We start from the raw sequence: 19,188 nt of genomic DNA, 5'->3' as shown, positions 1-19,188 counted from the left end.
GGCTCCGCAAGCAATTATGCCACAGCGTGAAAACTGTTATGCGAAAGGTGCAAGTGGTAAAAATGATTTACCACTTGACGAATGCGGCGCAGGGTGCACTGTGCATGTTAGAGCTATTCCAGAAAAGATCGGGTCTGTCCATCTCGGTTGGCGTGGCGTTAAAACAGCGCGTTACGACCGTTCCGGTTCTCAAGCGAGGATGAAAACCGGGGCGGCATTTGAAGGCTGGCGGCACCTTGACGAAGAGGGTCTGCCCAGCGGCGGAGGAGCAAATGAGCGGATTGATTATGCCGGAGCCGGATGCGTCCGTCATGCAGCGGCGCGGGCAGATCGTGGATGATCTGCGCGATATCGTACCGGGCGAGGGCGTGGTCGATACGGTCAATGCGATGCGTGTGTTCGAGAGCGACGGCCTGACGGCGCATCGTTCGCTGCCGCTGGTGGTTGTGCTGCCGGAAACGGTCGATCAGGTCTCACAAGTTCTGCGTTATTGCCACGAGAATGGCATTCGCGTCGTGCCGCGCGGTGCGGGCACATCGCTGTCGGGCGGTTCCATGCCCTTGCAGGATGCGGTGCTGCTCGGCATGTCGCGCTTCAACCGCATTCTCGAAATCGATTATCCCAACCGTGTCGCCGTGGTGCAGCCGGGCGTGACCAATCTCGGCATTACCAAAGCCGTTGAGCATGAGGGCTTTTATTATGCGCCCGATCCGTCGTCGCAGATTGCCTGCTCGATTGGCGGCAACGTGGCGGAAAACGCCGGTGGCGTGCATTGCCTGAAATATGGCCTGACAGCGAATAATGTTCTGGGCATCGAGATGGTGCTGATCACCGGCGAGGTGTTGCGCCTCGGCGGCAAGCATCTCGACAGCGAGGGCTATGATCTTTTGGGTCTGATGACCGGCTCGGAAGGACTGCTGGGCGTGGTGACGGAAATCACCGTGCGTATCCTGCAAAAGCCGGAAACGGCGCGCGCCGTCATGGTCGGCTTTCCATCCAGCGAGCAGGCCGGCCAGTGTGTGGCCGATATTATCGGCGCAGGCATAATTCCCGGCGGCATGGAAATGATGGACCGACCCGCCATCAAGGCGGCGGAGGATTTTGTGCGCGTTGGCTATCCGCTCGACGTGGAAGCGCTGTTGATCGTCGAACTCGACGGCCCGCCGGTCGAGGTCGATCACCTGATCGGACGGGTTGAGGCGCTCGCACTGCGCAATGGTTCCACGACCTGCATTCTGTCGCAGTCGGAAGAGCAGCGTCTGGCTTTCTGGGCCGGGCGCAAGGCAGCTTTCCCGGCGGTAGGGCGCATTTCGCCCGACTATCTATGCATGGATGGAACCATTCCGCGCAAGGAACTGCCGCGTGTCCTGTCGGGCATGCGCGACTTGTCCGAGAAATACGGATTGCGGGTGGCCAATGTGTTCCATGCGGGCGACGGCAATCTGCATCCGCTGATCCTCTATGATGCGAATATTCCGGGTGAACTGGAAGCAGCCGAAAATTTCGGCGCAGATATTTTGCGGCTCTGCGTGAAAGTTGGCGGTGTTCTCACCGGAGAACATGGCGTCGGCATTGAAAAACGCGATCTGATGCCGGAAATGTTCAATGACATCGATCTCGACCAGCAGATGCGCGTCAAATGTGCTTTCGACGCCAAGCATCTGCTCAATCCGGGCAAGGTGTTTCCGCAATTGCGCCGCTGCGCCGAGCTTGGTCGCATGCATGTGCATCGCGGCGAGCTGGCCTTCCCGGATGTTCCCCGATTCTGAGTTGTGGTTTTGATCATGAGCGATGCAAATATTCTAAAGCCGCAGGATGAGGCGGGCGTTCTGGATGCGGTGCAGGACGCGCTGGCCAGCTCCACCCCGCTGGAAATTATCGGCCATGGCTCCAAGCGCGGCATTGGACACAGGGTCGATGCGGGCCGCGTGCTCGACGTGTCGCAGCTTACGGGCGTGACCCTGTACGAGCCGGACGAACTGGTGCTCTCGGCAAAGGCCGGAACGCCGATGGTCGAGATTGAAAAGCTTCTGGCCGACAACAATCAGTGCTTCCATTTTGAACCGATGGATTACGGTCCTTTGCTGTCGGGCGAGCGCGGTCGCGGCACGATCGGCGGCGCGCTGGCTGCCAATCTGTCTGGTCCGCGCCGTCTCAAGGCGGGTGCTGCGCGCGATCATGTGCTTGGCGTGCGCGTTGTGTCGGGACGGGGCGAATTGTTCAAGTCCGGCGGTCGCGTGGTCAAGAATGTGACGGGTTATGATCTGTCCAAGGGCATGGCCAATTCCTGGGGCACGCTGGGCGTCGCCACCGAGGTGACGTTCAAGGTTCTGCCGAAGCCGGAAACGGCGGCCACGCTTGTCGTGCGCGGGCTGACCGACGAACAGGCGGCGCGTGTCATGGCCATGGCTATGGGATCGCGCGAGGAGGTCGCTTCGGCAGCACATTTGCCGCCGACGGTTGCCAATCGCTTCCTTGATGGAAAGCTCGGCTGGGAAGCGGCGACCGTGTTGCGGCTTGAGGGCTTTGCGCCTTCGGTCGAGCATCGCAGCCGCCAATTGCAGGCATTGCTCCGCCAGTCCGGCATGGTGGAAGCGCTCGACGGGGCGCAATCGCAGCAGCTCTGGCGCGAAGTGCGCGATGTCCTGCCTTATGCCAATGCGGGCGACAATCGTGCTGTATGGCGCGTTTCGATGACGCCGATGCAGGGCTGGCAGATGGTGGACGAGTTCCGTCGTCATGCAGGCGTCGATGCCTATTATGACTGGCAAGGCGGCTTGATCTGGATGCGGATGGAGGCCGACCCGGAAGCACAAATCTTGCGCAAGCTGATCGCCAGACATGGCGGCGGGCATGCGACGCTGGTGCGCGCGCCGGAGGCGATCCGCGCCGGTGTTGACGTTTTCGAACCGCAGCCAACAGCACTTGCGGCCTTGTCGCAGCGGTTGAAGCAGCAATTCGATCCGGAAAATATTCTCAATCCGGGCCGCATGCATTCTCATCAGGTTGGAGCGTGACACGATGCAAACCCATTTCAGCCCCGACCAGCTGCGCGATCCCGGTGTTCAGGAATCGGAAAAAATCCTGCGCAAATGCGTGCATTGCGGCTTCTGCACGGCCACATGCCCGACCTATGTGACGCTGGGCAATGAACTCGACAGCCCACGAGGGCGCATTTATCTGATAAAGGACATGCTGGAAAACGGGCGTCCTGCGGATGAGGAAGTCGTGCGCCATGTCGACCGCTGCCTGTCGTGCCTTTCCTGCATGACGACCTGTCCTTCAGGCGTCAATTATATGCATCTGGTCGATCATGCCCGCGCGCATATCGAGAAAACCTACAAGCGCCCCTTCATGAATCGCTTTCTGCGCGGTGTTCTGGCGCAGGTTCTACCCTATCCGGGCCGGTTCCGCGCAGCGCTGAAACTGGCAAAGCTCGGCAAGCCCTTTGCACCACTTTTGTGCAAGAGCGACGCCCTGAAACCCATGGCGGCCATGCTTGATCTCGCGCCGCAAAGCCTGCCAGCGGCGGTTCCCGTCGAAACCATCAGCGCCGCCAAGGGCGAAAAGCGCGGTCGCGTGGCAATTCTCAACGGCTGTGCGCAGCCTGTGCTCAATCCGGGTATCAATGCCGCCACCTTGCGACTTCTCAACCGCTTCGGCATCGAAGTGGTGACTCCGAAGGGCGAAGGGTGCTGCGGTTCGCTGGTTCACCATATGGGCCGCGAGGAGCAGGCGTTGGAACAGGCGCGGCACAATGTCGATGTCTGGACGCGTGAGATCGAGGCGGGCGGTCTTGATGCGATCATCGTCACGGCGTCCGGCTGCGGCACAACGATCAAGGATTATGGGTACATGTTGCGGCTCGATCCGGCCTATCAGGACAAGGCTGCGCGGGTTTCGGCGCTGGCAAAGGATATCACCGAATATCTGACCCTCATCGACCTGCCGGAACCCGATGCGCCGCAGGCACTGACGGTCGCCTATCACTCGGCCTGCTCCATGCAGCATGGGCAGAAAATTGTGCGGCAGCCTAAAGACCTGCTCTCAAAAGCGGGCTTTACGGTGAAGGAGCCGCTGGAAGGGCATCTGTGCTGCGGATCGGCTGGCACCTACAACATCATGCAGCCGGAGATTGCCGCCAAGCTGCGCGACCGCAAGGTGAAGAATATCGAGGCAACGGGTGCGGCTCTGATCGCAACCGGCAATATCGGCTGCATGACCCAGATCGCCACCGGCAGCAAGTTGCCGATTGTCCACACGGTGGAGCTGATCGACTGGGCATATGGCGGGCCGAAGCCGGTCGCTCTCTCAGGCTCCCGTCTTCACTGACGCGGCATAGTGCAACGGAAAGCCCTTGAAGCTTTTCGTTTCTTTCAGAACGAAGGTCGTCTGCATTTCCTTGATACGCGGCAGGCGGCGGAGTGTGGACATGGCGAAATCAGCATAGGTGTCAAGATCGCGTGAGACCACCTGCAGCAGAAAGTCGGCATCGCCAGCGATGCTGTAGCAGGTGATCACGTCGTCGAGGTCCATCAGCTCGGCGGCGAACTGTTCCGCCTCCAACTCGCTGTGACTGTCGATCTTGATCCGCACGAAGGCCATGACGCCAAGACCGATTGCCTTGCGATTGAGATTGGCGCGATAGCCGTCGATCACGCCATCGTCTTCCAGCTTGCGCATCTTCCGCCAACTGGGGGAGGTGGACATGCCGACCTGATCGGCCAGCGCCTGATTGGTCAGGCGACCGTCTTCCTGCAAAGCTTCGAGAATGCGAATATCGGACGGTTCCAGCGTGCTCATAAAATCTACCTGAATGATAGTAAGTTTGGGTAGAAGCTACCTTATCATGATCATAATCAGGTAAGAAAGGCAGGATCGCCCCGGAGATGCGGTGTATTTCTCAGACAGAAACACCAAAATTCTGGAGCCATCATGCAGGAAGATCTGCGTTTCGCCGTTATCGTCAACCCTGATCTGGCGCGGGGCCTTTTAGCAAATACGGTCGCGGCCATCTCAATCGGACTTGGTACGCGGCTGCCGCAAGCTGCGGCGCGGCAACTGGTTGATCGCTCAGGCGTCGCCATCGATATCAGCTCCGACCGGCCCGTGCCGATCCTGCAAGCGGACGCGGAAACGATCCGGGCGATCCTGTTGAAATCGGCTGCACATGAAGACAGGGAAGCGGTTGTGGCCTTTCCGGCCTTCGCGCGGGCAATGCATGTCTATGCGGAATATGAAACCACGATTCCTAACCGCGATCTTGCCGCCGAGGTCATTGATGGGGTGGGGATCGCCGGTCCCGCCAAATGGGTCCGCTCACTGACCGGTAGTCTGAAATTATTGCGATAGAAAAAGCCGGGCAGGTGCCCGGCTTTTTGTTCGAATGCTTTGGATCAGCCCGCAGAGAATGTGGCCGGGTTCGGGCCGATACGGCCATCGGTCTTGTCCAGCTTGGTGATGGCATCGTGATCGGTGCCATTGAGGCTGAAATCGAAGACCTCGAAATTTTCCTTGATGCGCGCGGGCGTGACCGACTTCGGAATGACGATATTGCCGGTCTCGATATGCCAGCGCAGGATAACCTGCGCGACAGACTTGCCGTGTTTCGCGGCAATCGCCTTCAGCTTTTCGTCCTCCAGAATCTTGCCCTGCCCAAGCGGGCTCCAGGCTTCCGTGGCGATGTTGTGCTTGCCATGGAACAGGCGCAGCTCGTCCTGCTGGAACTGCGGATGCAGCTCGATCTGGTTGAGAACCGGCGTGACGCCGCTTTCCTTGAGAATGCGTTCAAGATCGGCGGTGCGGAAGTTCGACACGCCGATGGACTTCACGAGGCCCTCTTCCTTCAGCTTGATGAAGGCGCGCCATGTTTCCATGAACAGGTCTTTGGAAGGCATCGGCCAATGGATCAGATAGAGATCCACATAATCGGTGCCGAGTTTTTTCAGGCTGGTAGCGAAGGCTTTCAGCGTTGACTCATAGCCCTGCTCGCTGTTCCAGAGTTTGGTCGTCAGGAAGATGTCGTCGCGTGCAATGCCCGAAGTGTTGATGGCTTTGCCAACACCTTCTTCATTGCCATAGATCGCGGCAGTGTCGATGTGCCGGTAGCCCGCTTTCAGCGCTTCGCTGACCGCTGTAACCGCTTCATCATTGCCCACCTGCCAGACACCGTAACCGAGCTGCGGAATATGGTTGCCGTCATTCAGTTTTACGGTCGGTACGGTCATGAACTATCCTTTCCCTCCATCAAAATGCGGCACCGGCTCATATCCGGTACAACCGCATTTTTGGCCGCCTTCTGGCGGCTCCGTCCATATTTTCTCAAATCATCACTGGCAGCATATGGGTGTTCGCGGGAAAAGCAAAAGCCTTTTCAGGTCGTTTTGCGACTTGTTGCGGGCTCTTTTCATCAAATAATCCAATGTTTCAGGATTATGAATGGAAAAAGCCGCCCTGCGGACAGGGCGGCTTTGTTCAACTGTAAAACTGTTCCGTAACGGGTCAGCGAACCACGACGCGGGCGCCGATGGGGACCCGTTCGTAGAGATCGGTCACATCCTCGTTGCGCATGCGGATGCAGCCGGAAGACATGGCCTTGCCGATGGTCCATGGCTGGTTGGTGCCGTGAATGCGGTAAAGCGTGGAGCCGAGATAAAGCGCGCGTGCGCCAAGCGGATTGTTGACACCGCCATCCATGCGCGCAGGCAGGATGCGTCCCTTCTTGCGCTCGCGGGCGATCATTTCCTTCGGCGGCGTCCAGCTTGGCCATTCGGCCTTGCGGCTGATGCGCTGCGAACCTTTCCAGCTGAAACCCTGCTTGCCGACGCCGACGCCGTAACGCATGGCCCTGCCATCGGATTGCACGAGATAGAGAAAGCGCTTGCCGGTATCGATGACGATGGTGCCGGGCTTTTCCTTGCCAGAATAAGAAACGCTCTGCGGCAGATAGATCGGGTCGATCTGGCGTTTGGCTGGTGCTGTGGCCGGGTTTTGCGCCGGGCGCTGGTACGAAACCTGACGATAGCTCGATTTCTGCTTCTGGTGTTGCTTGACCGTTGTGCGGCGCATGGGCTGCTGGACGGTACCGTCTGGCATTTGGCGCACGCGGGCAGGCTGGCCATGAAGCTGCGCTACCCAGGGCGCGGATAGATCGGGACTGACTGCGACCGGCGGCAGGGTTGCATAACGTTCACTGGCGAAGGCCATGCCGGTGCTGACGACGGAAACGGCAATCGCCGCGAGCGATCCGATCAAAAGAAGATGACGTGGTTTCATGGTCCAGATCCGTCCCTCTTTGCGCCATCATCCCGGTTGCTTCACCTGTCTGGGTTCATTGGCGCGGTTGCCTGGTTGCACCTCCTGACATGCCCTGTCAGGAGAACAACGTTCAATTTCATGACGGGATTGTGCGCCCCAATGGAATCGTAAAGGTAAATTTCGGTCGCGTGTTCTGCCTGCCTGAAGCTCTAAGTAGAGTTGTGGTTAGCGTCGGGTTGCGTCACATGTTTAATGATCGATGAAGCTTTGCGCATGTCCCCGAAAAGTGGGAAACAGTTTTCGGATAGTGTCGTGAGCTAAGAAAATGGAGGCGGGAAAATGAGTGATGTTGCCGAGGTCAAGACAGGTTTGATCGTCAGCGAGGATGGCAAGACCCGCTGCTTCTGGCCGGGCGTATTGCCGGATTATCTCGCCTATCATGATAATGAATGGGGCGTGCCGGTCTCCGACGATTTCCGGTTGTTCGAGAAGATATGCCTTGAAGGTTTCCAGTCGGGGCTGTCGTGGCTGACGATTTTGCGCAAGCGCGAAAATTTCCGCACGGCATTCGACGGCTTCGATTTCCACCGCGTTGCACAATATGACGAAAAAGACGTGGAACGCCTGCTCGCCGACAAGGGTATCGTGCGCCATCGCGGCAAGATCGAATCGACCATCAACAATGCAAACCGCGCCATTGAACTGGCCGCGGAAAAGGGCTCGCTAGCGGCCTATTTCTGGTCGTTCGAGCCGGGTGCGGCGGACCGCCCCGCCGTGGTCGATTATCCGACGCTGGTGGCCAATCCGAAAACCGATACATCTATTCGCATCTCCAAGGATTTGAAAAAGCGTGGCTGGTCCTTCGTCGGGCCGACAACGGTTTATGCCTTCATGCAGGCCATGGGGCTGGTCAACGACCACATCGAAGGCTGCCACTGCCGTGCCCAAATAGAAAAACTGCGGCAGGCATTCAAGCGGCCCCAATAAGCTGCGGGCCAAGAAACAGGGATTGCTAAGGGTCAGTCTTTCTGCCAGAAAAACGCGCTTGTTCGGAGATATGCTATGGATTTGACATCGCTCATTGCTTTCGCGGGTATTCTGGTCGTTGCTGCGGGCACGCCGGGGCCGAATGTCGGCGCATTGGTTGCGCGTGTCATCAGCCGTGGGCATAAGGGCGTCTTTCCATTCATGTTTGGCCTCTGGCTCGGCGATGCCGTGTGGCTGTCGCTTGCCGTCTGGGGCCTGTCCGCTCTCGCCAACAGCTTTCACAACGCGTTTCTGGTGCTGAAATATGCGGGCGTGGCCTATCTGATCTATCTGTCGTGGAAAATGTGGACCGCCCCGGTCAATGAAGAAGCGGATGAAAACGCCATTCCGCGCGAGGGAGAAGGGCGCAAGCTTTTCCTCAGTGCACTTGCCGTCACGCTCGGCAATCCGAAGATCATGGTCTTCTACATCGCCATTCTGCCGACGGTCGTGAATATCAACCATGTTTCGCTTGTCGGCTGGGCAGAACTGCTGGCTGTCATGTTTGTCGTGCTGGCGGCAGTGGACACCGCATGGGTGGTGCTGGCCGCCCAGGCCCGGCGCGTTTTGCGCAGCCCGCGCATGATGCGCATCGCCAATAGAACCAGCGCTGGCGTGATGGCGGGCGCTGCCGTCGCCATTGCCGCACGCTGAACACGCTTCCTGCACTTGCCGCAACGGGCTTGATCGGTTAGGAAACCGGCAACGGGTTTGCTGCCGGTTTTTTCCGGCATGTATTGTATATATTTAGCGATCAGGCAGGAAAAATGGCCGATAAAGCGGACAAGATGAAGGCGCGGCTGCCGCGCGGGTTTGTCGATCGGGTTCCGGACGACTTGCGCGCCGCCGAAAAGATGATGGCGACGATCCGCGAAGTCTATGACCTCTATGGCTTTGAGCCGGTGGAAACGCCGCTGGTGGAATATACCGACGCGCTGGGCAAGTTTCTTCCGGATCAGGACCGTCCGAATGAAGGTGTGTTTTCCTTTCAGGATGACGATGAGCAGTGGCTGTCGCTGCGCTACGATCTGACCGCGCCGCTGGCGCGCTATGTCGCCGAAAATTTCGAGCAGTTGCCGAAGCCTTATCGCAGCTATCGCAATGGCTGGGTGTTCCGCAATGAGAAGCCGGGCCCGGGCCGCTTCCGTCAGTTCATGCAGTTCGACGCCGATACGGTCGGTGCGCCGAATGTCTCCGCCGATGCGGAAATGTGCATGATGATGGCCGATACGCTGGAGCGTCTTGGCATTCGTCGTGGTGATTATGCGATCCGCGTCAACAACCGCAAGGTTCTGGACGGTGTGCTGGATGCCATCGGCCTTGAAGGCGAGGGCAATGCCGCCAAACGCCTGAATGTGCTGCGCGCCATCGACAAGCTCGACAAGTTCGGCCCGGAGGGCGTGCGCCTTCTGCTCGGCAAGGGTCGTCTCGACGAAAGCGGCGATTTTACCAAGGGCGCTGAACTTAGCCCTGCTGCAATTGAAAAGGTGCTGGCCTTTACCGCCGCCGGTGGTACGACCGGAGCCGATACGATTGCCAATCTGCGCGCCGTCGTTGCAGGCAATGCCAAGGGCGAAGAAGGTGTCACCGAACTCTCCGACATGCAGGCGCTGTTCTCGGCAGGCGGCTATGATGGCCGCGTGAAGATCGACCCGTCCGTGGTGCGCGGTCTTGAATATTACACCGGCCCGGTTTTCGAAGCCGAGCTTCTGTTCGACGTGACCAATGAAGACGGCCAGAAGGTCGTGTTCGGTTCGGTTGGCGGCGGTGGTCGTTATGACGGCCTCGTGTCGCGTTTCCGTGGCGAGCCGGTTCCGGCGACGGGCTTCTCCATCGGCGTTTCGCGCCTGATGACGGCGCTGAAAAACCTCGGCAAGCTGGATGTGTCGGATGTCGGCGGCCCGGTCGTCGTGCTGGTGATGGATAAGGACACGGAAAGCCTCGGTCGTTATCAGAAGATGGTCTCTGATCTGCGGCAGCAGGGCATCCGCGCTGAAATGTATGTCGGCGGTTCCGGCATGAAGGCGCAGATGAAATATGCCGACCGTCGCGATGCGCCATGCGTGATCATTCAGGGCTCGCAGGAGCGCGAAGCCGGTGAAGTGCAGATCAAGGATCTGGTCGAAGGCAAGCGCCTTTCCGCCGAGATCGAGGACAATGTGACCTGGCGCGAGAGCCGTCCGGCGCAGATCACCGTCAAGGAAGACGGACTGGTCGAAGCGGTTCGGGAAATTCTCAGCAGTCAGGCGCAGGACCGCGCTCAAGCCGCAAAGTGATCGGAATCATGGTTGCAACGCGCACATCGCCGGTTTTCAACGCGCTTCGCACTGAGCTTGATGCGCGCGATGCCGATCTGGTGGAAATACCGCTGATCCAGCCTGCCGATCCATTTCTGGATATGGCGGGCGAGGATCTGCGCCGTCGCATTTTCCTCACCGAAAACGAGAATGGCGACAGCCTGTGCCTGCGGCCGGAATTCACCATTCCGGTCTGCCGCAACCATATTGCGCTCAATGCCGCAACGCCGAAGCGTTACGCTTATCTCGGCGAAGTGTTTCGCCAGCGCCGTGACGGCGCGGCTGAGTTTCTTCAGGCAGGCATCGAGGATCTGGGTGCTGCCGATGAAGCGGCTTCGGATGCGCGCTCGATTGCCGATGCGCTGTCCTGTGTGCGTTCCGTTGTCCCTCAAGCCAAGCTCGAAATCGTGCTGGGTGACCAGTCGGTTTTCGCAGGCATGCTGAAAGCGCTTGGTTTGCCGCAGGGCTGGCGAAAGAAGCTGCTGCGTTCCTTCGGTGATGCGCATTCCATGCAACTGGCTCTGGCCGAACTGACGGGCGACAAGCTGCGCGATTCGCTGCCAGAAACGCTGGCCGTTCTCGTTGCAGAAGGTGACGAAACCGGCCTTGCGCGCACGCTGGAAGCGGAGATGCTGGAAGCTGGCATTTCGCCGGGCGCTGGCCGTTCGCCTGCGGAAATCGCCCGCCGCCTGATCGAAAAGGAAGATCTGGCCGCCACGCGGTTCCCCGCTTCGGCGCTCGATCTGCTCAAGCAGTTTCTGGAAACCCATGTCACGCTCGATTCCGCAGCGGTGACATTGCGGGCCTTCGCATCCGAAAATGCGCTCGATCTTGGCGCTGTGCTTCAGAAATTCGAAGCCCGTGCCGAGGCGATTGCCGCGGCTGGCATCAAGACCAGCGATATCGTCTATGACGCGTCGTTCGGGCGTCCGCTCGATTATTATACCGGCCTCGTTTACGAAATCCGCGCCGTTGGCGTGGAAAAGGATGCGGTTCTGGCAGGCGGCGGTCGTTACGACCGGCTTTTGACCATGCTCGGCGCTTCCGAAAACATTCCCGGCGTCGGCTTCTCGATCTGGCTGGACCGGCTGCAAGTGCTGGCGGGAGCAACGAAATGAGCGTCACATTGGCATTGCCGTCCAAGGGGCGGCTGAAGGAACAGACGCTCGCCGTTCTCGAAAAGGCCGGTTACAAGGTGATCCTGCCGGATGACGACCGTAATTATCGTGCGCGCGTCGAAGGCGAAGACGATCTCGATATCTTGTTCCTGTCGGCTTCCGAGATTGCCCGCGAGCTCGGCTATGGCAGCGTTGATATGGGCGTCACAGGCGAAGACCTCGTGCGCGAAACGCTGGCCCATGCCGATGAGCGCGTGGCCATCGAGGCGGAACTGGGTTTCGGCCACGCCGATGTTGTTGTCGCCGTGCCGGAAGTCTGGCGCGATGTGACCAGCATGGCCGACCTTGATGACGTGGCTGCCGATTTTCGCCAGCGTCATGGTCGCCGTTTGCGCATCGCCACTAAATATTGGCGTCTGACGCAGCAGTTCTTCTCGCAAAAGCATGGCATTCAAGTCTATCGCATCGTGGAAAGCCTCGGCGCGACCGAAGGCGCTCCGGCGGCAGGGTCCGCCGACATGATTGTCGATATTACGTCCACCGGTTCCACCTTGCGCGCCAATCGTCTCAAGGTGTTGGAAGATGGCATCATCCTGCGCTCGCAGGCCTGCCTCGTCTCGGCGCGCCGCAGCCATGGCAATGCCCGTATCACGGAAATTGCCGAGCGCATCCGCAAGGGTCTCGCGGCCTGACGCTTTCGTTATGCTATGACGTTCAATGAAAAGCCGGTCTGAGTTCAGACCGGCTTTTGTGTTTTGGATTAGCGTTTCGGTCTGCTGCCAACGAGGCCATAAAAGGCGATATAGACATAGCAGATGATCGGCATCAGGAAGGCGTAATGAAGGCCGACCGTATCCGCCAGCGCGCCCTGGATCAGCGGAATGATCGCGCCGCCGACAATGGCGAGATTGAGAATTGCCGAACCCTGGCTGGTATGTTTGCCAAGTCCATGCAGCGCCAGACTGAAGATGGTCGGGAACATGATCGAGTTGAACAGGCCGATGGCCAGAACCGCCCACATGGAGACATTGCCGGTTGTCGCGACCGTGAGGAGCAGCAACAGAATGGCCACGACGGCATTAAAGGCCAGCGCCTTGCCGTCATCGATATAGCGCATGGCTGCCGAACCGATGAAGCGGCCAACCATAGCGCCACCCCAGAAGTAGGCGACGTGATGCGCAGCTTCGGTTTCCGACAGTCCGACCACGCTCGGGTCACTCAGGAAGTTGACGAGGAAGCTGCCGACGCTGACTTCCGCGCCCACATAGACGAAAATGCCGATGGCCCCCAGCACCAGATGCCGGTACTGCCAGGCAGAGCCTTCATCCGCGACCGCGCTTTCTTCCGCTTCCACATCCGGCAGTTTCAGGATGGCGAAGACGATGGCGAGGACGACGAAGGCCAGTGCCAGCAGGAGATAGGGAAATTTGACTGCATCCGCTTCGGACGCGACGGTAGCGTCGGTGGTTGCGGCAGACAGGATCAGCATTGCGCCGAAAAGCGGTGCAATCGTGGTGCCGAGCGAGTTGAACGCCTGTGTCAGCGTCAGGCGGCTGGCGGCTGTTTCCGGCTTGCCGAGGATCGTCACATAGGGGTTTGCCGATACTTGCAGGATCGTCACGCCGGAAGCCAGCACGAAAAGCGCACCGAGAAACAGCCCATAGACCCGGTATGACGCCGCCGGGATGAACAGCGCGCAGCCAATCGCAGCGACCACAAGGCCGACGACGATGGCGCGTTTATAGGAGATGCGTTTGACCAATGCTCCGGCGGGCAGGGATACGATGAAGTATGCGCCGAAGAAGCAGAACTGGATCAGCATCGACTGGGTATAGTTGAGCTGGAAGACGTTCTTCAGATGCGGGATCAGAATGTCGTTGAGGCTGGTGATGAAGCCCCACATGAAGAACAGAACGGTCAGGCTGGTCAGCGCGAAACCGAAATTTCCAACAGGGGTTGAGCCAGTGGGAGACTGACTGCGGGTTGCGGTGGAAACAGACATTTTTCTCTACAATCTATGCTTGGGGAGGAATTTGGGCATGCAATGGATCGTTTGCGGAGCGGTCGTCATTAAATGCTGAAATGGGAGGCTTAATCATCGGGGTGCTCTGCCCGCACAAACTATATCGGAAGAAGATTCTGAAAAGGTTGTTTCGATAAAAATTGCGTGTTCGCGCTGGTGGTGCGAAAGCGGTCGAGAGCAGAACAAAAAAGCCGCGCCCGATGTTTCATGCGGACGCGGCTTTATTCATTTCGTGCGCACCGCCCAATAGTATTGAAGGCGGTGCGTTATGATTCAGACTCGATCAGCCGCGCTTGGCGTCGATCGACAGCGAGCCTGCGCCATGCAGAGCGAGCAGGAAGAGACCGCCAGCGATGGCAAGGTTCTTCTGCGCCATCAGGGCGTTCATGCCTTGAGAAAAGTCCATGTGCGCAACGAGCGTTGCACCAATGGTGAACAGGCCAACGATGGCGGCTGCGATACGGGTCTGGAAGCCAACGAGGATGGCGATGCCGCCAACAAACTCAACGAGGCCGACGACCACAGCCGTAACCGTTGGAAGCGGGAGGCCGATGCTGGAGAAATAACCAGCCGTGCCGGAAATAGCCGTCAGCTTGCCGAAACCGGCAATGATGAAGAGGATCGAAAGAAAAACGCGGGCGATGAGTGTTACAGCGCCGTTGGACTGTGGGGTAATCGAGGACATGGGGGAGCTATCTCCTGTTGAACTAAGCCACCAATTATCGACTAACTACTGTCAAGAAAAGACGTATAATTCTCGACAGTTCGTTCACTGCATGTAGACGATCATTTGCGCCTGATTACTCAGGCGCAATCATGCGCTCCGCCCGGACGAGCCGGTCGTAGTCTTCGGCGCTCACAAGCCCGCTCGCCAGCGCTTCTTCGCGCAGGGTCGTGCCGTTCTTATGCGCGGTTTTGGCGATCTTCGCTGCACCGTCATAGCCGATGGCCGGCGCCAGCGCGGTCACCAGCATCAGCGAACGGTCCAGCAATTCCTTGATGCGGGTTTCATTGGCTTCGATGCCGTCCACGCAATGATCGGCGAAGGAAACCATCGCATCGCTGAGCAGGCGGATCGATTGCAGGACGTTATAGGCGATGACCGGCTTGAACACGTTCAGCTCGAAATGGCCCTGGCTTGCGGCGACAGTCACGGCGGTCTGGTTGCCAAAGACCTGCGTTGCCACCATGGTCATGGCTTCCGCCTGTGTGGGGTTCACCTTGCCCGGCATGATGGACGAGCCCGGCTCGTTTTCCGGCAAGGACAATTCGCCAAGGCCGGAGCGCGGGCCGGAACCCAGGAAGCGGATATCATTGGCGATCTTGAACAGATCAGCCGCCAGCGCGTTCAGGCTGCCATGGAAGTTGAGAACCGCGCCATGGCTCGCCAGCGCTTCAAACTTGTTCGGCGCGGTCTTGAAGGAGAGCCCGGTGATTTCGCTGACCGCATCGGCAAAACCGGTGTCGAAGCCAATCGGCGCATTGAGACCGGTGCCCACCGCCGTGCCGCCCTGCGCAAGCAGGAAAACATCGGTCAACGATTGCTCGATACGATGACGCGCATATTCAAGCGCTGCGCGATAGCCCGAAAATTCCTGTCCGAGCGTGACCGGTGTTGCATCCTGCGTATGGGTGCGTCCGATTTTGATGATGTTCTTGAAAGCGTTTTCCTTGGCCTTGAGCGCCTTGGTCAGATGCTCCAGCGCCGGGTAAAGGCGGTTGACCGCTTCGATCGCCGTGGCGATGTGGATCGCTGTCGGGAAACTGTCATTGGACGACTGGCTCATATTGACGTGGTCGTTCGGATGAACGGGCTTCTTGGAACCTTTTTCGCCGCCAAGCAGTTCGATGGCGCGATTGGAGATCACTTCATTGGCGTTCATGTTCGACTGCGTGCCGGAACCGGTCTGCCAGACGACGAGGGGAAAATGATCGTCAAGCTTGCCTTCGATTACTTCGGAAGCTGCAACCGCGATGACCTGACCGAGAACCGGATCAAGCTTGCCGAGCGCAATATTGGTTTCCGCTGCGGCGCGTTTCACAACGCCCAGAGCATGGACGAGCGGCAGGGGCATGCGCTCGCCGCCGATCTTGAAATTCTGCAAGGAGCGCTGCGTCTGCGCGCCCCAATAGCGGTCGGCGGGAACATCGATCGGTCCGAAAGTATCTGTTTCGGTACGCGTGGCGGTCATTTCATGTCTCCGGCTAGCTTTCAGCCCGCAACCGGGCGTCTATGGCAATGAATATAGCACTACCGAGGGATTGGTAGCTCCGTATTTCCCTTACGTCGCTATTTGACAAAATATGATTATGAAATTCAACTTTATTTGAGCGGAAAATTTCCGCGTTCTTCAGTTGTCTTCACTATCGTCGTCGCCGCCCTCGGTTTCGGAGATCCACGCGGTCGGTTCGATCTTGCGCTGGGTCTTGCTGTCGGTGAAGGTCCACCAGCCGGTATCGGTCTCGTCCCACTGACCCCCGCCAGCGTTCAATTGCGCCAGTGAACGATATTGCGCGATGGATTCATTGCGCTGGTCGTCTTCGTCGGTCCAGACGACCGTAATCTTGCGACCATCCTTGGGGGCAGTGTCGATAGGCAATTCTTTGCGCATGAGATTTTCCGTCCTCTTTCCGTTGCGATAACGATAGGGCAAAATCGGCGGGAGGCAAGTTGAAGCGCGTCGGGCAAGAGTACGGACGGGCCTGCATTCGCAAATACGCACAAAAATGTGGTCGTCGGAAATTTGTGAAAGAAGCGTCTGAAAGTGGAAAGGCAGGCCGAAGCCTGCCTTTCCTGTCGCCTGAGACAGGACTTCCGGGGTGCGGGGGCAAACTGGAAGTCCATCTCATTTCAACCGGATTGACCACGAATGGTTGCCTCAAGTCAATGAGAACTTTCTAAAATAGAATTTTATCTTGGGCAAAGGGGGCGAAGGGTAAATTTTTTATAAATCACAGATGGTTACGCTGCGTAATAGAAAGGCGCTCAGTGGTCGCGATCCCGCATCGGAGCGGGTGCATAATTGGGCGTTGCATCAGTCCTTTAGGCATAAAAAAACCTCCGGTCGAAACCGGAGGTTCTCTTTAAAGTAGTGCTTTATGGACTTGCTTGAAGTCCATGCCGCCACCCGCGCCGCTTTGCGGCGCAGGCTTATCCACTCATGGGCGTGCTTTATGGATTTCTTAGAAATCCATGCCGCCCATGCCGCCCATGCCGCCAGGCATGCCAGCCGGAGCTGCATCCTTCTTCGGCAGTTCAGCGATCATGGCTTCCGTGGTGATCAGCAGGCCAGCAACCGAAGCTGCATTCTGCAGGGCCGTACGGACAACCTTGACCGGGTCAACGATGCCGAGAGCGATGAGATCGCCATATTCGCCGTTGGCAGTGTTGTAGCCAAAGGTGTCGGAGCCGTTTTCGAGGATCTTGCCGACGATGACCGAAGCTTCTTCACCAGCGTTGGTCGTGATCTGACGGGCCGGAGCCTGGATCGCACGACGAACGATGTTGATGCCAGCTTCCTGGTCAGCATTGATGCCCTTGGCCTTGATCTGAACCGAAGCGCGGAGCAGAGCGGTGCCGCCGCCAGCAACGATACCTTCTTCAACCGCAGCGCGGGTTGCGTTCAGGGCGTCGTCAACGCGGTCCTTCTTTTCCTTCACTTCAACTTCCGTTGCACCGCCGACGCGGATCACGGCAACGCCGCCAGCGAGCTTGGCCAGGCGTTCCTGAAGCTTTTCACGGTCGTAGTCCGAAGAGGTTTCGTCGATCTGCTGCTTGATCTGGCCAACGCGCGCGTCGATTTCGGCCTTCTGGCCTGCACCGTCGACGATGGTGGTGTTTTCCTTGGAGATCGACACCTTCTTGGCGCGGCCGAGCATGTCGAGCGTAACGCTTTCGAGCTTGATGCCGAGATCTTCGGAGATAACCTGACCACCGGTGAGGATCGCGATGTCTTCGAGCATGGCCTTGCGGCGGTCGCCGAAGCCAGGAGCCTTGACGGCAGCAATCTTCAGGCCGCCACGCAGCTTGTTGACGACGAGGGTAGCAAGAGCTTCGCCTTCAACGTCTTCAGCGATGATGAGGAGCGGCTTGGAGGTCTGAACGACAGCTTCGAGAACCGGCAGAAGAGCCTGGAGGTTCGAGAGCTTCTTTTCGTGCAGAAGGATGTAAGCGTCTTCGAGGTCAGCAACCATCTTTTCAGGGTTGGTGACGAAGTACGGCGACAGGTAGCCGCGGTCGAACTGCATGCCTTCAACGACTTCGAGTTCGGTTTCAGCGGTCTTGGCTTCTTCAACCGTGATGACGCCTTCGTTGCCGACTTTCTGCATCGCTTCAGCGATCATCTTGCCGATTTCGGCTTCGCCGTTAGCGGAGATCGTGCCAACCTGTGCAACTTCTTCCGAGGTGTTGATCTTCTTGGCCTTGCCGAGAAGGTTTGCAACAACTTCCGAAACTGCGAGGTCGATACCGCGCTTCAGGTCCATCGGGTTCATGCCAGCGGCAACAGCCTTGGCGCCTTCCTGAACGATGGCCTGACCGAGAACGGTCGCGGTGGTGGTGCCGTCACCGGCAGTGTCGTTGGTCTTGGAAGCCACTTCACGCAGCATCTGTGCGCCCATGTTTTCGAACTTGTCTTCCAGTTCGACTTCCTTGGCGACCGAAACGCCGTCCTTGGTGATGCGCGGAGCGCCGAAGGACTTGTCGATCACGACGTTGCGGCCTTTCGGGCCGAGCGTGACCTTAACAGCGTCAGCGAGGATATCGACGCCGCGCAGCATCTTTTCGCGCGCAGTGCGACCGAATTTTACGTCTTTTGCAGCCATTTTACTCTCCTGGGAATATCCCGGTCAGGTATGGTGAATTGGTTTTGAGGCAGGAGCGAAACCGCTCTGTCTCTTTGTTTTTAAGCATTATCCTACGCAAAACCGCTTAGCACTTTTGCTGGAAATGCTCCGGGCTAAATGAATTAGCCGACGATACCCAAAATGTCGGATTCCTTCATGATCAGCAGGTCTTCGCCGCCAATCTTGACTTCCGTGCCCGACCACTTGCCGAACAGAACGCGGTCGCCAGCCTTGACGTCCAGCGGAACGAGCTTGCCAGCTTCGTCACGAGCGCCGGCGCCAGCAGCGACGACTTCGCCTTCCTGCGGCTTTTCCTTAGCGGAATCAGGGATAATGATCCCGCCAGCGGTCTTTGCTTCCGATTCAACGCGACGAACGACGACGCGGTCATGAAGCGGGCGGAACTTGATATCAGCCATGGTATAACCCTTGGTGTTATAGACGTTGAACCCTGTTATGCGGATCAAGCCGATCCGCGCTGTTAGCACTCTCTCTTCCAGAGTGCTAACGTGCCTTTGAGATAGAGGCCGTATCTTTTCTTGTCAAGATTGCCTGAAAAATTTGACAGGCGAATGATGGTTAATTTGCACCGTTCGCGAAGGGATCAGGCGGCCCAACATGC

At 58.2% G+C, this 19,188-nt stretch carries 18 protein-coding genes; 9 read left to right on the top strand and 9 right to left on the bottom strand.

The genetic code is table 11. The annotated features are described in order from the left end of the window. Positions 1-272: 272 nt before the first annotated feature. From WIX40_RS04500 to glcF, 3 genes are read left to right on the top strand one after another with little or no spacing between them, the layout of a single operon-like run. Positions 273-1,769: an FAD-linked oxidase C-terminal domain-containing protein gene (locus tag WIX40_RS04500; RefSeq protein WP_109367817.1), complete on the top strand. Its 1,497-nt coding sequence runs from the start codon at positions 273-275 to the stop codon at positions 1,767-1,769. Positions 1,770-1,784: 15 nt separating this feature from the next. Then, positions 1,785-3,017: a glycolate oxidase subunit GlcE gene (gene glcE, locus WIX40_RS04495; protein WP_109367816.1), complete on the top strand. Its 1,233-nt coding sequence runs from the start codon at positions 1,785-1,787 to the stop codon at positions 3,015-3,017. A 4-nt stretch (positions 3,018-3,021) separates the two neighbouring features. Beyond that, entirely contained in the window at positions 3,022-4,332 is a 1,311-nt protein-coding gene (gene glcF / locus WIX40_RS04490) for a glycolate oxidase subunit GlcF (protein ID WP_339438768.1), read from the top strand. Here the strand turns inward: glcF and WIX40_RS04485 are convergent. Next, positions 4,312-4,803 (bottom strand): Lrp/AsnC family transcriptional regulator, encoded by a 492-nt coding sequence (locus WIX40_RS04485; RefSeq protein WP_140023549.1) that lies wholly within the window; start codon positions 4,801-4,803, stop codon positions 4,312-4,314. The genes glcF and WIX40_RS04485 overlap by 21 nt on opposite strands. A 132-nt stretch (positions 4,804-4,935) precedes the next feature. On the opposite strand from WIX40_RS04485, the gene WIX40_RS04480 reads away from it, so the two are divergent. Next, complete coding sequence (locus WIX40_RS04480; protein WP_339438766.1) at positions 4,936-5,352, top strand: PTH2-like family protein; 417 nt, start codon at positions 4,936-4,938, stop codon at positions 5,350-5,352. 44 nt (positions 5,353-5,396) lie between these two features. On the opposite strand, the gene WIX40_RS04475 is transcribed toward WIX40_RS04480, so the two are convergent. Next, the gene (locus WIX40_RS04475) at positions 5,397-6,227 is read right to left on the bottom strand and encodes an aldo/keto reductase (RefSeq protein WP_339438764.1); all 831 of its coding nucleotides are present in this window, start codon (positions 6,225-6,227) and stop codon (positions 5,397-5,399) included. Positions 6,228-6,501: 274 nt separating this feature from the next. Further along, the gene (locus WIX40_RS04470) at positions 6,502-7,275 is read right to left on the bottom strand and encodes a L,D-transpeptidase (RefSeq protein WP_339438762.1); all 774 of its coding nucleotides are present in this window, start codon (positions 7,273-7,275) and stop codon (positions 6,502-6,504) included. Positions 7,276-7,596: 321 nt separating this feature from the next. Here WIX40_RS04470 and WIX40_RS04465 point away from each other — a divergent pair, with 321 nt between their 5' ends. The 5 genes from WIX40_RS04465 (at position 7,597) to hisG (ending at position 12,390) form a co-directional block, all read left to right on the top strand. Next, the gene (locus tag WIX40_RS04465) at positions 7,597-8,244 is read left to right on the top strand and encodes a DNA-3-methyladenine glycosylase I (RefSeq protein WP_339438760.1); all 648 of its coding nucleotides are present in this window, start codon (positions 7,597-7,599) and stop codon (positions 8,242-8,244) included. Positions 8,245-8,319: 75 nt separating this feature from the next. Further along, positions 8,320-8,937, top strand: coding sequence for a LysE family translocator (locus WIX40_RS04460; RefSeq protein ID WP_339438758.1), 618 nt, complete (start codon positions 8,320-8,322; stop codon positions 8,935-8,937). 113 nt (positions 8,938-9,050) lie between these two features. Continuing rightward, positions 9,051-10,559, top strand: a complete 1,509-nt coding sequence (gene hisS, locus WIX40_RS04455) for a histidine--tRNA ligase (RefSeq protein ID WP_339438756.1) — start codon at positions 9,051-9,053, stop codon at positions 10,557-10,559. A gap of 8 nt (positions 10,560-10,567) precedes the next feature. After that, on the top strand, positions 10,568-11,698 hold the full coding sequence (locus WIX40_RS04450; protein WP_339438754.1) for an ATP phosphoribosyltransferase regulatory subunit: 1,131 nt from the start codon (positions 10,568-10,570) through the stop codon (positions 11,696-11,698). Continuing rightward, positions 11,695-12,390, top strand: coding sequence for an ATP phosphoribosyltransferase (gene hisG / locus WIX40_RS04445; protein WP_339438752.1), 696 nt, complete (start codon positions 11,695-11,697; stop codon positions 12,388-12,390). Before WIX40_RS04450 ends, hisG begins: the two co-directional genes overlap by 4 nt. Before the next feature lie 68 nt (positions 12,391-12,458). On the opposite strand, the gene WIX40_RS04440 is transcribed toward hisG, so the two are convergent. The 6 genes from WIX40_RS04440 to groES form a co-directional block, all read right to left on the bottom strand. Then, positions 12,459-13,700: a sugar MFS transporter gene (locus WIX40_RS04440; RefSeq protein ID WP_339438750.1), complete on the bottom strand. Its 1,242-nt coding sequence runs from the start codon at positions 13,698-13,700 to the stop codon at positions 12,459-12,461. 304 nt (positions 13,701-14,004) lie between these two features. Continuing rightward, on the bottom strand, positions 14,005-14,406 hold the full coding sequence (locus tag WIX40_RS04435; protein ID WP_109367805.1) for a DoxX family protein: 402 nt from the start codon (positions 14,404-14,406) through the stop codon (positions 14,005-14,007). A 115-nt stretch (positions 14,407-14,521) separates the two neighbouring features. Then, positions 14,522-15,913: a class II fumarate hydratase gene (gene fumC, locus WIX40_RS04430; RefSeq protein WP_339438747.1), complete on the bottom strand. Its 1,392-nt coding sequence runs from the start codon at positions 15,911-15,913 to the stop codon at positions 14,522-14,524. A 159-nt stretch (positions 15,914-16,072) separates the two neighbouring features. Further along, entirely contained in the window at positions 16,073-16,333 is a 261-nt protein-coding gene (locus WIX40_RS04425) for a hypothetical protein (protein WP_339438745.1), read from the bottom strand. Between the two features lie 571 nt (positions 16,334-16,904). Further along, positions 16,905-18,545, bottom strand: a complete 1,641-nt coding sequence (gene groL, locus WIX40_RS04420) for a chaperonin GroEL (RefSeq protein WP_109367802.1) — start codon at positions 18,543-18,545, stop codon at positions 16,905-16,907. Positions 18,546-18,688: 143 nt separating this feature from the next. Beyond that, complete coding sequence (groES, locus tag WIX40_RS04415; protein WP_109368036.1) at positions 18,689-18,985, bottom strand: co-chaperone GroES; 297 nt, start codon at positions 18,983-18,985, stop codon at positions 18,689-18,691. Positions 18,986-19,188: the final 203 nt, after the last annotated feature.

Source organism: Ochrobactrum teleogrylli (assembly GCF_037482325.1).
GTDB lineage: Bacteria > Pseudomonadota > Alphaproteobacteria > Rhizobiales > Rhizobiaceae > Brucella > Brucella teleogrylli.
Note: the sequence above shows the minus strand (reverse complement) of the source record. Positions and strands in the feature narration are given on the sequence as shown.

What these genes read in the sequence shown, in the direction of transcription:
- groES (WP_109368036.1), bottom strand. Translation starts at nt 18,985, where the DNA reads ATGGCTGATATCAAGTTCCGCCCGCTTCATGACCGCGTCGTCGTTCGT.
- hisG (WP_339438752.1), top strand. Translation starts at nt 11,695, where the DNA reads ATGAGCGTCACATTGGCATTGCCGTCCAAGGGGCGGCTGAAGGAACAG.
- WIX40_RS04440 (WP_339438750.1), bottom strand. Translation starts at nt 13,700, where the DNA reads ATGTCTGTTTCCACCGCAACCCGCAGTCAGTCTCCCACTGGCTCAACC.
- WIX40_RS04485 (WP_140023549.1), bottom strand. Translation starts at nt 4,803, where the DNA reads ATGAGCACGCTGGAACCGTCCGATATTCGCATTCTCGAAGCTTTGCAG.
- WIX40_RS04470 (WP_339438762.1), bottom strand. Translation starts at nt 7,275, where the DNA reads ATGAAACCACGTCATCTTCTTTTGATCGGATCGCTCGCGGCGATTGCC.
- WIX40_RS04480 (WP_339438766.1), top strand. Translation starts at nt 4,936, where the DNA reads ATGCAGGAAGATCTGCGTTTCGCCGTTATCGTCAACCCTGATCTGGCG.
- WIX40_RS04450 (WP_339438754.1), top strand. Translation starts at nt 10,568, where the DNA reads ATGGTTGCAACGCGCACATCGCCGGTTTTCAACGCGCTTCGCACTGAG.
- groL (WP_109367802.1), bottom strand. Translation starts at nt 18,545, where the DNA reads ATGGCTGCAAAAGACGTAAAATTCGGTCGCACTGCGCGCGAAAAGATG.
- WIX40_RS04475 (WP_339438764.1), bottom strand. Translation starts at nt 6,227, where the DNA reads ATGACCGTACCGACCGTAAAACTGAATGACGGCAACCATATTCCGCAG.
- glcF (WP_339438768.1), top strand. Translation starts at nt 3,022, where the DNA reads ATGCAAACCCATTTCAGCCCCGACCAGCTGCGCGATCCCGGTGTTCAG.
- WIX40_RS04460 (WP_339438758.1), top strand. Translation starts at nt 8,320, where the DNA reads ATGGATTTGACATCGCTCATTGCTTTCGCGGGTATTCTGGTCGTTGCT.
- WIX40_RS04425 (WP_339438745.1), bottom strand. Translation starts at nt 16,333, where the DNA reads ATGCGCAAAGAATTGCCTATCGACACTGCCCCCAAGGATGGTCGCAAG.
- WIX40_RS04500 (WP_109367817.1), top strand. Translation starts at nt 273, where the DNA reads ATGAGCGGATTGATTATGCCGGAGCCGGATGCGTCCGTCATGCAGCGG.
- glcE (WP_109367816.1), top strand. Translation starts at nt 1,785, where the DNA reads ATGAGCGATGCAAATATTCTAAAGCCGCAGGATGAGGCGGGCGTTCTG.
- hisS (WP_339438756.1), top strand. Translation starts at nt 9,051, where the DNA reads ATGGCCGATAAAGCGGACAAGATGAAGGCGCGGCTGCCGCGCGGGTTT.
- WIX40_RS04465 (WP_339438760.1), top strand. Translation starts at nt 7,597, where the DNA reads ATGAGTGATGTTGCCGAGGTCAAGACAGGTTTGATCGTCAGCGAGGAT.
- WIX40_RS04435 (WP_109367805.1), bottom strand. Translation starts at nt 14,406, where the DNA reads ATGTCCTCGATTACCCCACAGTCCAACGGCGCTGTAACACTCATCGCC.
- fumC (WP_339438747.1), bottom strand. Translation starts at nt 15,913, where the DNA reads ATGACCGCCACGCGTACCGAAACAGATACTTTCGGACCGATCGATGTT.